Raw genomic sequence first — 13694 nt, forward strand, 5'->3', positions numbered from 1 at the left:
AGGAATCAGCCCCTACCTTCGAATGCCGGTGGCGAACGGGAGTGTGTTCACGAAGGCGCGGTGGTGCTCGCGGTCGCACCACTCCAGCTTCAGGTACGACTTTCCGGCCGACGCCCGTATGGTCCGCTTGTCGCGGGCCAGGGCCTCGGGGGTGCGGGAGGAGACGGTGATGTAGCCGACGAGGTTGACGCCCGCCGCGCCGCTGGCGAGGTCCTCGCCGCGCTGGTCGAGGCGGCTGTGGGCGGCGAGGTCGCGGGGGTCGACGGTGCGGTTCATCTTGGCGGCGCGGGACGCCTCCGCCTCGTCGTTGGTCTTCTCGGTGAGCATGCGCTCGATGGCGACCTCGGTGGGTTCGAGGTCCATCGTGACGGCGACCGTGCGGATCACGTCCGGGGTGTGGACCAGCAGCGGCGCCAGGAAGTTGACGCCGACGGGGGTCATCGGCCACTCCTTCACCCAGGCGGTGGCGTGGCACCAGGGGGCGCGGGTGGCGGACTCGCGGGTCTTGGCCTGGAGGTAGGTGGGCTCCATGGCGTCCAGCTCGGCCGGCCAGGCGTTGCGCTGGGTCATCGCCTGGATGTGGTCGATCGGGTGGTCCGGGTCGTACATGGAGTGGACCAGCGAGGACAGTCTGCTCTGGCCGAGCGGCTGCCGTACGCGGATGTCGGCCTCCTGGAGCCGGGAGCAGATGTCGGTCAGCTCACGGGCCATGACGACGGCGAGCCCGGCGTCGCGGTCGACCTTGCCGCCGCCCTGGCTGCGCATCGCGCGGGCCATGGTGTGGGCCTCGGCGGCCAGCTCGCGGGTGTAGTGCATGCAGGCGACCAGGTACGCGCGGTGCTGCTCGCTGCTGGTCGACACCATCGACTGCAACTGGTCGTACGACTGCTGGAGCCACGGCGGTGCCTTCTCGTCCCCGCGGATGCTGACGTCCTTGGCGTGGGCGTCGGGGTCGGCGGGCAGGGTGCGGGCCAGCATCTGGATGCGGGTGACGAAGCCGTCGCCGTTGGCGACGTGCTTGAGCAGGGTGCCGAAGCGGTCGACGAGGGCTTCCTGGTCCTCGGAGTCGCGCAGGCCGACGCCCGGGCCTTCGATCTCGATGGCCGCCGTGACGGTTTTGCGGTCCGCGTGCAGCAGGACGGCGATCTCGTCCGGCCCGAAGGGCGCGGCGAGCCAGGTGATCCGTCCGATGCCGGGCGGCGGTCCGACCTCCACCTCGCGCCCGTCGAGCCGGGTGCCGGCCTCGACGACGCCGGAGCGGTAGGTGGCACCGCTGCGCAGGGTGCGCTTGTAGCTGCGGTTGATCTCGAACCACTTGTAGAACGTGCGGTGCTTGTACGGCACGTACACCGCGGCCAGCGCCAGCATGGGCAGGCCGGCGAGGAGGACGATCCGCACGGACAGGACGGGGACGAGGAGTCCGCACATCATGCCGAGGAACGCGCCCACGACGATCAGCGCGATCTCACCGGTCTCGCGATTGCGGCCGACGATCGCGTTCGGCCGGGCGCGGCCGATCAGATACGTACGGCGGGGCGTGACCGGATGGGACACGTGGGACTCGGTCGTCAACGCCCTTCACCTCCCGTGCGGTTGTTGCTGCTGTTGCGGGTGCTGCTGGCGTGGGGCGTGTTCACCGGGCTGCCCGAGCGCGGTGCGGGTGCGGCGGAGGGGACGGTCCCGCCGCTGTTGGACGTGCGGGAGCTGTGCGCGGCGACTCCGCCGGAGGCCGGGTTGGAGGGGCGGGGGCCGGAGGACTGGCCGCCGCCGTTGTTGTCGGCGCGGGTGCTGTGGGTCTTGATGCCCTGGGCGACCAGGCTCGCCGGGGAGCTCATGACGGCGGCGGCCTTGCCCTCGGCGCCCTGCATGAGGCGGTTGTTGCGGGAGTGGGCGAGTTCGTCGCCGAAGCCGGGGACGAAGCGGTAGATCATCGCCGAGGCGAAGATGGCGAGCAGGATGATCGCCAGCCCGGAGACGACGGCGGAGAACGCGTCGGGGCCCTCTTCGGCGGACAGCGCGCCGGCGAGGCCGAGCACGATGACGATGACGGGCTTGACCAGGATCACGGCGATCATGATGCCCGCCCAGCGGCGGACGTGGCCCCACAGGTTCTTGTCGACGAGGCCGGCGTAGACGACGGTGCCGAGGAGGGCGCCGACGTAGAGCAGGGCGGCGCGGATGACCAGTTCCAGCCAGAGGACGCCGGCGGCGAGGATGGAGACGAGGGAGACGACGATCAGCATGATCGGGCCGCCGCCGATGTCCTCGCCCTTTTCGAGGGCGGCGGAGAACGTGCCGAAGAACGTGTCCGTCTGGTCGCCGGTCGCCTTCGCGAGCACGTCGGTGACGCCGTCGGTCGCGGAGACGACGGTGTAGAGGATCAGCGGGGTGAACGCCGAGGCGAGGACGGTGAGCCAGAGGAAGCCGATGGCTTCGGAGAGGGCGGTGGTGAGCGGGACGCCTCGTACGGCGCGCTTGGCGACGGCGAGCAGCCAGAGCAGGAGGGTCAGGATCGTCGAGGCGGCGAAGACGACGGCGTACTGCTGGAGGAAGGTGTCGTTGGTGAAGTCGACCTCGGCGGTCTCCTGGACGGCGTCGCTGAGCTTGTCGACGGTCCAGGAGGCGGCCTCGGCGCAGCCCTTGGCCAGGGAGGCGAGGGGGTCGAGGGTGGTGGTGGGGTCGTCGAGCGTGCTGCTGGTTCCGCCGGAGTCGCGGCCCTCGCCTTGCTCGCAGTAGTCCTTGGCGCGGCCGACGATGAGGTCGCAGTTGCTGTCCGACGGCGTGGGTGTCGGGGTGGGGGCCGCCGTGGCACGGGTCGCCAGCAGCAGGGCCGTTGCCTGCACGGCTGTGAGAGCGGCGGCGATCCTGAGTACGCGGCGCGGGCTACCGGGCATACGTGAAGCCTCCGTACTCCTGGACGGCCTTGGCCATCTCGTCGGCGGTGGACGCCTTGTCGTCTCCGGGGACGGGCGCGGGCCCGTCCTTCTGCGAGAAGCCGTCCACCTTCCAGTCGTCGTCCGTCCAGCGCAACTGGAGCGTCATGGTGAACCAGTCGCTGGTGACCGGGTTGGTGGACTTCTCGCCGGCCGTGCCGAACACGCCGGAGCACCAGACCTCTACGGTGGCGGCGGTGTCCGAGTAAGTCGTGACCTTGGTGCCGATCGGCATGGTGCGTGAGACGTAGGTGCCGCCCGCGACCGCGTTGCCGTTCTCATCGAGGCCGATGCTGCTCAGGAACTCCTTGGTGTACGCCTTGTCGAAGCGGTTCTCCAGGGACGCCTGCCTGTCGGCGACGAAGACCTGCCGGGCGATCTCCGTCCGCCGCTCGGGCTTGAGGATGTCGGCGGAGCCCAGAGCCACCGCGTAGTTCGCTGCCGCGCTCTCCGCTCCCTGGCGGTTGTGGGCGAAGCCCGACGGGATGCCGGTCGACTTCGTCGTCACCGGCTTCTGGCCCGAGGGGGCCGTCGCCGAGGCCTTGGAGGAGTCGCCGGTGGTCTCCTTCGGTGCGGAGTCGCCGCCTCCACGGTTCGCGAAGGCGATCGCGGCGATGAGGAGGACCACCACGGCGACCACCGTGACGAGGCTGCGCGACGAGGAGCGGCCGGCTCTGCGCGCACCGCCGTACGGGTCGCCGCCGTCTCCCTCCGGCAGACGGATGCGGGTCTGGCCCGTGTCGTCTCCGAGACTCATACCGCCTGCGCCCCCTCAGCGTCGTGCGGAAACACCTCGTACTCCGTGTACTCCACGTACGACGGTAGCCGTGCCGGCTCCCGTGCGGGCGCGGTGTGGTGACTGGACATCAGGGAAACGCAACCTCAGCCGGTGGGCACGACGGGCGGGTGGGATGGAGGGGGGCCGGGCGTGCCCGGTCGGGGTCGATGGGGCGTACCTATACGGCCATGCCGTACACGATGGTGAACAGCGTGCCGAGCGAGCCGATGATGAAGACGCCCGTCAGCCCCGCGATGATGAGGCCCTTGCCCTGTTCGGCGCTGAACGTGTCCCTCAACGCGGTGGCGCCGATGCGCTGTTTGGCCGCCCCCCAGATGGCGATGCCGAGGCAGATGAGGATGGCTACCGCCATGACCACTTCGATCATGATTTTGGCCTCGTTGCCCAGGCTGCCGAAGGGGCCCCAATCCGGAGCGATCCCGCCGATAATGGTGTTGATGTCTCCCTCGTCGGCCGCGAAGAACATGTAAGTCACCGCCCCTGTATGGGTTGTTCCGCTTCCCCTGCGGTGGTGCAGAGGTCAGGCCTCATTGTCGCCGACGATGACGCTGTCGCATGTCGACTTGGCGTCATCTGTTGGCGGGTTTCGTACGAATAGCTTGCCACCGGCGCGCGCCGGACTCCGGGAGGGGCGCGTTCCGACGGGTGAAGAGTCGTATCGTCACTCTGTGTATCACGGTGTGTTACCGCGGGCAACGAAGGGGAAGCGGCCGGGGCGGGTGGTGTGCGCGGTCTATTCGGCATGCCCTCTCTTCTGCTGTGATCAACCCGGAGGACGGGTGTCGCCTCTACACTGACGTTCGGCTACGTACTGCGCGGCGACGAGGGGCGGTTGACGGTGCGCAAGGCATGGGTCGCGGCGGGGATCGCCGTCAGTTCCGCGCTTGCTCTCGTGATGCTGCTGGTCGTAGGGGTCTACGTCGTCGCCGGGAACCTCGTGAACGGGGTCGGCGGCGGGGCGGCCAAGTCGCTGGCCAAGGGGAGCGTGCCGGCCGCGTACCAGGCGCTCGTGCAGAAGTGGGGCACCCTCTGCCCGGCCATCAACCCGGCGCTGCTCGCGGCCCAGCTCTACCAGGAGAGCGGGTTCAACCCGAAGGCGCAGAGCCACGCGGCGGCGCAGGGCATCGCCCAGTTCATCCCCGGCACCTGGGCCACGCACGGGATCGACGGGGACGGGGACGGGGACCGCGACGTGTGGGATCCGAAGGACGCCATCCCGTCCGCGGCGACGTACGACTGCACGCTCGCGTCCTACGTGAAGGACGTCGGCGGGAATCTGACCGAAAACATGCTCGCCTCGTACAACGCCGGGGCGTACGCGGTCATCAAGTACGGAGGGGTTCCGCCGTACGAGGAGACGCAGAACTACGTCAAGAGGATCAAGTCGCTGGAGGAGAGCTTCGCCGCGCCGGTGGGGCGGGTCGATCCGTCGAAGCAGGCCGCCGGGGCGATCGCGTACGCGCAGAAGAAGCTCGGCACGCTGTATCTGTGGGGCGGTAACGGTACGCCTGAGCAGGGCGGACGGTTCGACTGCTCGGGTCTGACCAAGGCGGCGTACGAAAGCGTGGGGATCACGCTGCCGCGGGTGGCGAACGACCAGTACAACGCGGGGCCGCATCCGAAGCGGGACGAACTGCTGCCGGGCGATCTGGTGTTCTTCTCGGACGATCTGACCAATTCGCGGGCCATCCGGCATGTGGGCATTTATGTCGGCGGCGGGTACATGATCGACGCGCCCCGTACCGGTGCCGTGATCCGATTCGACCCGATCGACACGCCTGACTACTTCGGTGCCACCCGGGTCACCGAAGATGGCGCGAAAGCACTGCCCACGACCGTGTGAGCGGAGCGTGAGCCCACCCCCTGAGCTGCGAGGATGTATCTCTCTTCGATAACGTCTGCGTGATCATTCGGTGGAGTGTGGAACGTATCAACGGGGGCCGTGCGTTCCTGTTGTCGTAGCCGAGCAGACGAGCGCTTCTACAACCACGGGGGTGGCAGGAGCGGCGTGCGCACCGTGCGCCGGGACAGATGACGAAGGGGCCGCAGCACTATGGCTGGACTCGCCGATTCCGGGTCGAACCCCGACGTCGACCTGCTCTACGACATCAACGGTCTCGCCAAGGACGCGCCGCCGTGGTTCGACCGGGTCATGGAGTTCGTCGGCGAGTACGGGCTGCTGTTCGCCATGGTCCTGCTGGTGATGTGGTGCTGGTGGACCGTGCGGCGGCGGGGCGGTGAGGACGCGGCGCCCTCCGTCGCGGCCCTGGTGTGGGCACCGCTGGCGGCCGGTGTCGCGGTCCTGGTGAACGTGCCGATCCGGGGATTCGTGGAGCGGCCCAGGCCGTTCAACGACCACGGGGGCCTGGAAGTCCTCGTCGAGGGCAAGACCGACTTCTCCTTCGTCAGCGACCACGCGACGATCACCATGGCGCTCGCCGTCGGACTGTTCGTCGCCAACCGGAGGTTCGGCCTCGTCGGCCTCGGCATCGCCCTGCTCGAAGGTTTCTGCCGCGTCTACATGGGCGTGCACTACCCGACGGACGTCGTGGGCGGACTCGCGCTCGGTACGGCGGTCGCGCTGCTGCTGTCGCCGCCGGCCATGGCCCTGCTGACGCCGGTCATGCGGGCGATCGAGCGGTCGCCGCGGGCCGGGTGGCTGATCACGGCCCGGGGCCGGCACCACACCGAGGAGGGCCGCGTGGCCGCGGGTGCCCGCAACGGGGCGTCCGGTGCCGAGGAGCGGGACCTGGCGGCCTGACCCGCCAAGGGGCCGGTGGGCCGCGGGGTTCGCGGGCCACAGGGCCTGGGGGCGGGTGAAGACGCGGGCCGGGCCGTGGCGCCAGTTCGTGAGGGTCGGGTCCGGGTAGTTCTGGTACGCCGCGCCGGACGCGTGCGGGCGCATGGCCCGGTGGGCCGACGACAGCCAGGACTCGGCGGCGGCACCGGACGTGCCGACGCTCCAGGACCCGACAGCCGAGGGCGCGAGCGCGCTGATCGGCTGGCCACCTCACCGGCGTCCCCGACGAACTGCTCACCGCGCTGCGCGCCTTGGCGGACCGGTCCCTCGACACCCCGGTCCCGTCGGGCCAGTACGAGGCCCATTCCCTCTTCAGCGTCCCGGACGTGGTGGACGAGGTCGACGTCGGCCGCGCACGAACGGTTCGCGCGGGTATGGCGGGAGGGCTCGGCGGCGGTGCGCGGGGAGCGCGGGGACCGAGGCGCCCCGGAGGGGGCGGGCGTCACTCGCCGGTGTGGTTCCTGGCGTCCGTGCGCGCCTGGCTGCGGGCCCTTCTGGCGGGGCCGCGCCAGCCGCAGGAACAGCGGGCCACGCAGAAAGGGCCCTGTTCGACGGTGGTCGTGCTGTGCCCGCCGGGGTCCGCCTCGTCCTCGTGATGCGCCACCCGTCAACGGTAGCGCTCCGGTGGGCCCGCGTGACGGGCCCATCCACCGGTCGTTAGCCGGGACGACAGGCGGCCCGTGTCGGACGGAGCGGGGGTAGGCAGGCGATGGTTCGACGGCAGCAGCGCAGGCGGTGGGGCGGCGTGGTGGCCGCGGTCGGGGTCGTGGGCTGCCTGGGAGCCGGGGCCGCGGGCTGCGCGCGCGGTGAGGCCGTGACCGGGGGTGCTCCCGCGGGCGATCCGGTGCGGCTGCTGCACCGGGCCGCCGACGCGCTCGTGGCGGCCGGGAGTTCCAGGGCGCGGACGTCCCTGGAGATGGCCACCGGCGGGACCCGGGTCACCATCAGGGGCGAGGGCGTGTACGACTACCGCGAGCGGCTCGGCCGACTGGAGGTGCTGCTGCCGCAGGACCCGGCGGGCACCGCGGCACGGCGGCCCATCACCGAACTGCTCGCCCCCGGCGCGCTGTTCATGAAGAACCGGGGCGCCGGGGTGCCCGCCGACAAGTGGGTGCGCGTGGACACCGGGACGCTGTCCGACGGCAATCTCGTCACCGGCGGGGCCACGGACCCGTTCGTCGCGGCCGAGGTGCTGCGCGGGACGCGCTCGGCGACGTTCGTGGGGCGGACCGAGGTGGCGGGGACGAAGGTGCGCCACTACCGGGGGACCGCCGACCTGGAGAGGGCGTCGCGCGAGGCCTCGGAGGCGAACCGGGGGCCGCTGGGCGCGGCGGCCGCGGGCTTCGCCACGGCCCGGGTGCCGTTCGACGCCTACCTCGACGACCAGGGCAGGATCCGCAAGGTCCGTCAGCGGTTCAGCTTCGTCAACGGCCGGCAGGAGGCGCCCGTCGCGGTCGCCTCGACGACGCTGCTGTACGACTTCGGCGTCCCGGCCGACGTACGGCTGCCCGGGGGCGGGGACATCTACGCGGGCCGGATCGCCGAGGAGTGACCGGCCTGAACTAGCCCTTCCGTGCCATGCGCGGGGTGTAGGGCGCTCCCTACTCTAGGAAGTCGGTGACGACGGAGAAGAGGTGAGGCGCGTGGCTCTGCTCAGGGGTGGGACGGTGCAGGACCACGTGGCGCTCGCCGAGATCGAACTGTGCGGGGAGCTGATCATCGCCGCCTCCGCCGCCGAGGACCGGCTCAGCCTGGAGAGCATCGACGAGGTGCTGCGGGTGGCCGAGGCGCGGGCGGAGTCCGCACGGGAGTGAGACCGGTCAGGTTCGCAGCATGCGGGCGATGGCCTGGGTCGCCTCCTTGACCTTCGCGTCGATCTCGTCGCCGCCCTTGAGGGCCGCGTCGGCGACGCAGTGGCGCAGGTGCTCCTCGAGGAGTTGCAGGGCGAACGACTGCAGGGCCTTGGTGGAGGCGGACACCTGGGTGAGTATGTCGATGCAGTACACGTCCTCGTCGACCATGCGCTGCAGGCCGCGGATCTGGCCCTCGATGCGGCGCAGGCGTTTGAGGTGCTCCTGCTTCTGCTTGTGGTAGCCGTGGATGCCCCGGTCGTGGTCGGTCACGACCTCCGTGGCGTCGGCCACGTCCGCCGGGTGCGCCGCCGCGCCGGTCGCGCTCGGGGAGGGCGCGTCCGCGCCGGTCTCGGTGGTCGTCATCGCGTCCTCCTGGTGCACTGGCAGCCGACATATACCCCTGGTGGGTATATGGTAGCGAACTTTGATGGGTATAGGCCTCTTGGCCAATGACATGCGCCGCGGCCGGAAACGGACCACGGACCGCCCCTGTGCTCATCACTCTGCCTGATGGGCGACACTGGGGGGCGGCCCGTTACACGTGGCCGGATGATGCGCCTAGCATCAGCCTGACCGAAACCGATGCTCACCGAGGACCCCACGTGCGCTTTCGTCTGACCCCCAGGGAGACGAGCTTCTACGACATGTTCGCCGCGTCCGCGGACAACATCGTCACGGGCTCGAAACTCCTGATGGAACTGCTCGGGGCGGACCCCTCCGCCCGGGCCGAGATCGCAGAGCGTATGCGGGCCGCGGAACACGCAGGTGACGACGCCACGCATGCGATCTTCCACCAGCTGAACTCCTCGTTCATCACGCCCTTCGACCGCGAGGACATCTACTCCCTCGCGTCCTCCCTCGACGACATCATGGACTTCATGGAGGAGGCCGTCGACCTGGTCGTCCTCTACAACGTCGAGGAACTGCCCAAGGGCGTCGAGCAGCAGATCGAGGTGCTGGCGCGGGCGGCGGAGCTGACCGCGGAGGCCATGCCGCACCTGCGCACCATGGAGAACCTCACCGAGTACTGGATCGAGGTCAACCGTCTGGAGAACCAGGCCGACCAGATCCACCGCAAGCTGCTGGCCCACCTCTTCAACGGCAAGTACGACGCGATCGAGGTGCTGAAGCTCAAGCAGATCGTGGACGTACTGGAGGAGGCGGCCGACGCCTTCGAGCACGTGGCGAACACGGTGGAGACCATCGCCGTCAAGGAGTCCTGAGCCCTTCATGGACACCTTCGCTCTGGTCGTGACCATCGGGGTCGCGCTCTTCTTCACCTACACCAACGGCTTCCACGACTCGGCGAACGCGATCGCGACGTCCGTGTCGACGCGCGCGCTCACCCCGCGGGCGGCGCTCGCTATGGCGGCCGTGATGAACCTGGCCGGCGCGTTCATGGGGTCGGGGGTCGCCAAGACGGTCAGTGAGGGGCTGATCCAGACACCCGAGGGGTCGAAGGGGATGGGCATCCTCTTCGCGGCGCTGGTGGGCGCGATCGTCTGGAACCTGATCACCTGGTACTTCGGGCTGCCGTCCTCGTCGTCGCACGCGCTGTTCGGCGGCATGGTGGGCGCGGCGCTGGCCGGCGGGACGACGGTGTACTGGGACGGGGTGCTCGACAAGGTCGTCATCCCCATGTTCGTCTCGCCGGTGGTCGGCATGCTCGCCGGATACCTGGTGATGACGGCGATCCTGTGGATGTTCCGGCGGGCCAACCCGCACAAGGCCAAGCGGGGCTTCCGCATCGCGCAGACGGTGTCGGCGGCGGGCATGGCCCTCGGACACGGCTTGCAGGACGCGCAGAAGACGATGGGCATCGTGGTGATGGCGCTGGTCATCGCCGACGTCGAGGACTACGGCGACCCGATCCCGGTCTGGGTGAAGATCGCCTGCGCGGTGATGCTGTCCGCGGGGACGTACGCGGGTGGCTGGCGGATCATGCGGACGCTGGGACGGAAGATCATCGAGCTGGACCCGCCGCAGGGGTTCGCCGCGGAGACCACGGGCGCGTCGATCATGTTCGGCTCGGCGTTCCTGTTCCACGCGCCGATCTCCACGACGCACGTGATCACCTCGGCGATCATGGGCGTGGGGGCCACCAAGCGGGTCAACGCCGTGCGGTGGGGGGTCGCCAAGAACATCGTGCTGGGGTGGTTCATCACCATGCCGGCGGCGGCCGCGGTGGCCGCGGTGTCGTTCGGACTGGTCAATCTCGCGTTCTTGTAGCGGTACAGCGGTACCTCCCAGGCCTTTCCGGCACGGGGGGAGGCACGACTGCCCGCGGTTGTTCGCGGGCGTGTGAAAGGGCCCGCCCCCGGGAGCCAGGGGCGGGCCCTTCGTGCCTCGCGGTGGCACCGCCATGCAGCACCGCGAGGGGATCGGATCAGCCGAAGCGGCCGGAGATGTAGTCCTCCGTGGCCTGGACCGACGGGTTGGAGAAGATGCGCTCCGTGTCGTCGATCTCGATCAGCTTGCCGGGCTGGCCGACGGCCGCCAGGTTGAAGAACGCCGTGCGGTCCGAGACGCGCGCCGCCTGCTGCATGTTGTGCGTCACGATGACGATCGTGAAGCGCTCCTTCAGCTCACCGATCAGGTCCTCGATGGCGAGGGTGGAGATCGGGTCCAGGGCGGAGCAGGGCTCGTCCATCAGCAGGACGTTCGGCTCGACCGCGATGGCGCGGGCGATGCACAGGCGCTGCTGCTGACCGCCGGAGAGGCCGGAGCCCGGCTTGTTCAGGCGGTCCTTCACCTCGTTCCAGAGGTTGGCGCCCTTGAGGGACTTCTCGACGACGTCGTCCAGCTCGGACTTCTTGTACTTGCCGTTCAGCCGCAGGCCCGCCGCCACGTTGTCGTACACCGACATCGTGGGGAAGGGGTTCGGGCGCTGGAAGACCATGCCGACCTCACGCCGCACGGCCACCGGGTCGATGCCCGCGCCGTACAGGTTCTCGTCGTCGAGCATGACCTTGCCGTCGACCCGGCCGCCCGGGGTCACCTCGTGCATGCGGTTGAGGGTGCGCAGGAAGGTGGACTTGCCGCAGCCGGACGGGCCGATGAAGGCCGTCACGGAACGGGGTTCGACGGTCATCGAGATGTCCTCGATGGCCAGGAAGGAGCCGTAGTAGGCGTTCAGGCCGCTCACATCGATGCGCTTGGCCATGGGTATCACTGCTTCTTTCGAGTCCGAGTCGCTGGCTGTCTTCGCCGTGGCCGCGTCAGCGACCGGTCTTGGGGGCCTTCCAGCGGGCGATGCCGCGGGCCACCAGGTTGAGGATCATGATGAACGCGATGAGCGTCAGGGCCGCCGCCCAGGCACGGTCGTACGCCGCGCCGGAGCCGCCGCTGTTGGCGTACTGCAGGTAGATGTACATCGGCAGTGACGCCTGCGGGTCGGAGAACGGGTTGGCGTTGATGAAGTTCGTGACCCAGACCAGCAGCAGCACGGGGGCCGTCTCACCGGTGATACGGGCGATGGCCAGCATGACGCCGGTGGTGATGCCGCCGATCGAGGTCGGCAGGACCACCTTGAGGATGGTGCGCCACTTCGGCACGCCCAGCGCCAGCGAGGCCTCGCGCAGCTCGTTCGGGACGAGCTTGAGCATCTCCTCCGTGGAGCGGACGACCACCGGGATCATCAGGATGGACAGGGCCATCGAGCCGGCGAAGCCGGAGTAGCCCATGCCCAGGATCAGGATCCACAGGCTGAGGATGAACAGACCGGCGACGATCGACGGGATGCCCGTCATGACGTCGACGAAGAAGGTGACGGCCTTGGCGAGCTTGCCGCGCCCGTACTCGACCAGGTAGATCGCGGTGAGCACGCCGATCGGCACGGAGATCAGGGTGGCGAGGCCGACCTGCTCCAGGGTGCCGAGGATGGCGTGGTAGATGCCGCCGCCGGGCTCGGTGTCGGCGACCACGCCCATCGAGTGGCTCAGGAAGTAGCCGTCGAAGACCTTGGTGCCGCGCTTGACCGTCTCCCAGATCAGGGAGGCCAGCGGGATGACGGCCATCAGGAACGCGACCCAGACCAGGCTGGTCGCGGTGCGGTCCTTGGCCTGGCGGCGGCCCTCGATCCTGGCCGAGATGCCGTAGCTGCCGAGGACGAAGAGGACCGCGGCGATCAGGGCCCACTGGATGTCGCTGTCCAGGCCGGCCGCGGCGCTGATGCCGTAGCCGAGGGCGGCGGAGCCGACGGCGACCGCCCAGCCGAACCACTTGGGCAGGGTCGCTCCGCGCAGCGAGGCGCCTTGGGGGGTGAGGGTTGCGTTGCTCATGCGTTGGCCCCCGAGTACTCCTTGCGGCGGGCGATGATCAGGCGGGCCGCGCCGTTGACCACCAGCGTGATGACGAACAGCACGAGACCGGAGGCGATCAGGGCGTCGCGGCCCATCTCGGTGGCCTCGTTGAACTTGCTGGCGATGTTCTGGGCGAACGTGCCGCCGCCCGGGTCGAGCAGGCTGGCGCTGATGTCGAAGGACGGCGAGAGCACCATGGCGACGGCCATCGTCTCGCCGAGCGCGCGGCCGAGGCCCAGCATCGAGGCGGAGATGACGCCGGAGCGGCCGAAGGGCAGCACCGACATCCGGATGACCTCCCAGCGGGTGGCGCCGAGGGCCAGGGCGGCCTCCTCGTGCATCCGCGGGACCTGCCGGAAGACCTCGCGGCTCACGTTGGTGATGATCGGAAGGATCATCAGGGCGAGCAGGATGCCGACGGTGAACAGGGAGCGCGGGGCGCCGCCGTTCCACTCGAAGAAGCCGGTCCAGCCCAGGTAGTCGTCGAGCCAGCCGTAGAGGCCGTCCATGTGCGGCACCAGGACGAGGGCGCCCCACAGGCCGTAGACGATGGACGGGACGGCGGCGAGCAGGTCGATCACGTACGCGATGACACCGCCGAGCCGGCGGGGCGCGTAGTGCGTGATGAACAGGGCGATGCCCACCGAGATCGGGACCGCGATGACCATGGCGATGATCGACGACACGATGGTGCCGAACGCCAGGACCGCGATGCCGAACTCCGGCGGGATGCCGCTGGGGTTCCACTCGAAGGCGGTGAAGAAGTTCGCCTCGTTGTCGCTGATGGCTATGGAGGCGCGGTACGTCAGGAAGGCCGCGATGGCGGCCATGAGGACCAGGACGAAGATGCCGGACCCGCGGGAGAGACCGAGGAAGATCCGGTCACCGGGGCGGGTGGCGCCGCGCGCGGCACGCTGGTCGGCGGGCGCGGACGGTCCGGGTGTGGGGGGAGCGGCTGGTTTCTGTGTGGTGATGTCCATCGGGTTCTCCGGTCTGCGGAGCCACCGG

The 13694-nt window shown here is 69.7% G+C and carries 15 protein-coding genes; 6 read left to right on the forward strand and 9 right to left on the reverse strand.

What is annotated here, in order from left to right; translation table 11 throughout:
* Nucleotides 1–12 precede the first annotated feature (12 nt).
* From FHX78_RS18225 to FHX78_RS18240, 4 genes are all read right to left on the reverse strand, one after another.
* Nucleotides 13–1572 carry an SCO6880 family protein gene (locus FHX78_RS18225; RefSeq protein ID WP_145868489.1) on the reverse strand — a complete coding sequence of 520 codons (1560 nt, stop codon included), beginning with the start codon at nt 1570–1572 and terminating at the stop codon, nt 13–15.
* The gene (locus FHX78_RS18230) at nt 1569–2894 is read right to left on the reverse strand and encodes a hypothetical protein (protein ID WP_145868490.1); all 1326 of its coding nucleotides are present in this window, start codon (nt 2892–2894) and stop codon (nt 1569–1571) included. Before FHX78_RS18230 ends, FHX78_RS18225 begins: the two co-directional genes overlap by 4 nt.
* Nucleotides 2884–3690, reverse strand: coding sequence for a DUF8175 domain-containg protein (locus FHX78_RS18235; protein ID WP_145868491.1), 807 nt, complete (start codon nt 3688–3690; stop codon nt 2884–2886). Before FHX78_RS18235 ends, FHX78_RS18230 begins: the two co-directional genes overlap by 11 nt.
* 199 nt (nt 3691–3889) lie before the next feature.
* Nucleotides 3890–4198, reverse strand: coding sequence for a hypothetical protein (locus tag FHX78_RS18240; RefSeq protein WP_030829533.1), 309 nt, complete (start codon nt 4196–4198; stop codon nt 3890–3892).
* A gap of 429 nt (nt 4199–4627) precedes the next feature.
* Between FHX78_RS18240 and FHX78_RS18245 the strand changes: the two genes are divergently transcribed.
* A complete protein-coding gene (locus FHX78_RS18245; RefSeq protein WP_229923899.1) occupies nt 4628–5575 on the forward strand; it encodes a bifunctional lytic transglycosylase/C40 family peptidase in 948 nt (315 codons plus the stop codon).
* Between the two features lie 210 nt (nt 5576–5785).
* Nucleotides 5786–6493, forward strand: coding sequence for a phosphatase PAP2 family protein (locus tag FHX78_RS18250; RefSeq protein WP_145868492.1), 708 nt, complete (start codon nt 5786–5788; stop codon nt 6491–6493).
* Nucleotides 6494–6974: 481 nt separating this feature from the next.
* Here the strand turns inward: FHX78_RS18250 and FHX78_RS36825 are convergent, their stop codons facing one another.
* Entirely contained in the window at nt 6975–7136 is a 162-nt protein-coding gene (locus FHX78_RS36825; protein ID WP_167531790.1) for a hypothetical protein, read from the reverse strand.
* A 105-nt stretch (nt 7137–7241) separates the two neighbouring features.
* On the opposite strand from FHX78_RS36825, the gene FHX78_RS18255 reads away from it, so the two are divergent.
* Both FHX78_RS18255 and FHX78_RS36830 read left to right on the forward strand, forming a co-directional pair.
* Nucleotides 7242–8084, forward strand: a complete 843-nt coding sequence (locus tag FHX78_RS18255) for an SCO4651 family lipoprotein (RefSeq protein ID WP_145868493.1) — start codon at nt 7242–7244, stop codon at nt 8082–8084.
* Between the two features lie 82 nt (nt 8085–8166).
* Nucleotides 8167–8346, forward strand: coding sequence for a hypothetical protein (locus FHX78_RS36830; RefSeq protein WP_189908549.1), 180 nt, complete (start codon nt 8167–8169; stop codon nt 8344–8346).
* 6 nt (nt 8347–8352) lie between these two features.
* Here the strand turns inward: FHX78_RS36830 and FHX78_RS18260 are convergent, their stop codons facing one another.
* Nucleotides 8353–8748, reverse strand: a complete 396-nt coding sequence (locus tag FHX78_RS18260; protein ID WP_145868494.1) for a metal-sensitive transcriptional regulator — start codon at nt 8746–8748, stop codon at nt 8353–8355.
* Between the two features lie 239 nt (nt 8749–8987).
* Here FHX78_RS18260 and FHX78_RS18265 point away from each other — a divergent pair, with 239 nt between their 5' ends.
* Nucleotides 8988–9608 (forward strand): DUF47 domain-containing protein, encoded by a 621-nt coding sequence (locus tag FHX78_RS18265; protein ID WP_006136311.1) that lies wholly within the window; start codon nt 8988–8990, stop codon nt 9606–9608.
* 7 nt (nt 9609–9615) lie between these two features.
* A complete protein-coding gene (locus FHX78_RS18270; RefSeq protein WP_145868495.1) occupies nt 9616–10614 on the forward strand; it encodes an inorganic phosphate transporter in 999 nt (332 codons plus the stop codon).
* A 157-nt stretch (nt 10615–10771) separates the two neighbouring features.
* On the opposite strand, the gene pstB is transcribed toward FHX78_RS18270, so the two are convergent.
* From pstB to pstC, 3 genes are read right to left on the reverse strand one after another with little or no spacing between them, the layout of a single operon-like run.
* Nucleotides 10772–11548, reverse strand: coding sequence for a phosphate ABC transporter ATP-binding protein PstB (gene pstB / locus FHX78_RS18275; RefSeq protein WP_145868496.1), 777 nt, complete (start codon nt 11546–11548; stop codon nt 10772–10774).
* 55 nt (nt 11549–11603) lie between these two features.
* Nucleotides 11604–12665 (reverse strand): phosphate ABC transporter permease PstA, encoded by a 1062-nt coding sequence (gene pstA / locus FHX78_RS18280; protein WP_145868497.1) that lies wholly within the window; start codon nt 12663–12665, stop codon nt 11604–11606.
* Nucleotides 12662–13666 (reverse strand): phosphate ABC transporter permease subunit PstC, encoded by a 1005-nt coding sequence (pstC, locus tag FHX78_RS18285; RefSeq protein WP_145868498.1) that lies wholly within the window; start codon nt 13664–13666, stop codon nt 12662–12664. The genes pstA and pstC overlap by 4 nt, the downstream gene beginning before the upstream one ends.
* Between the last annotated feature and the right edge of the window lie 28 nt (nt 13667–13694).

This window comes from Streptomyces capillispiralis (genome assembly GCF_007829875.1).
In the GTDB taxonomy this organism is placed as follows: domain Bacteria; phylum Actinomycetota; class Actinomycetes; order Streptomycetales; family Streptomycetaceae; genus Streptomyces; species Streptomyces capillispiralis.

Coding starts and splice junctions, on each gene's coding strand:
- FHX78_RS18230 (WP_145868490.1), bottom strand. CDS start 2,894: ATGCCCGGTAGCCCGCGCCGCGTACTCAGGATCGCCGCCGCTCTCACA.
- FHX78_RS18235 (WP_145868491.1), bottom strand. CDS start 3,690: ATGAGTCTCGGAGACGACACGGGCCAGACCCGCATCCGTCTGCCGGAG.
- FHX78_RS18240 (WP_030829533.1), bottom strand. CDS start 4,198: ATGTTCTTCGCGGCCGACGAGGGAGACATCAACACCATTATCGGCGGG.
- FHX78_RS18245 (WP_229923899.1), top strand. CDS start 4,628: ATGCTGCTGGTCGTAGGGGTCTACGTCGTCGCCGGGAACCTCGTGAAC.
- FHX78_RS18250 (WP_145868492.1), top strand. CDS start 5,786: ATGGCTGGACTCGCCGATTCCGGGTCGAACCCCGACGTCGACCTGCTC.
- FHX78_RS18255 (WP_145868493.1), top strand. CDS start 7,242: ATGGTTCGACGGCAGCAGCGCAGGCGGTGGGGCGGCGTGGTGGCCGCG.
- FHX78_RS18260 (WP_145868494.1), bottom strand. CDS start 8,748: ATGACGACCACCGAGACCGGCGCGGACGCGCCCTCCCCGAGCGCGACC.
- FHX78_RS18270 (WP_145868495.1), top strand. CDS start 9,616: ATGGACACCTTCGCTCTGGTCGTGACCATCGGGGTCGCGCTCTTCTTC.
- pstB (WP_145868496.1), bottom strand. CDS start 11,548: ATGGCCAAGCGCATCGATGTGAGCGGCCTGAACGCCTACTACGGCTCC.
- pstA (WP_145868497.1), bottom strand. CDS start 12,665: ATGAGCAACGCAACCCTCACCCCCCAAGGCGCCTCGCTGCGCGGAGCG.
- pstC (WP_145868498.1), bottom strand. CDS start 13,666: ATGGACATCACCACACAGAAACCAGCCGCTCCCCCCACACCCGGACCG.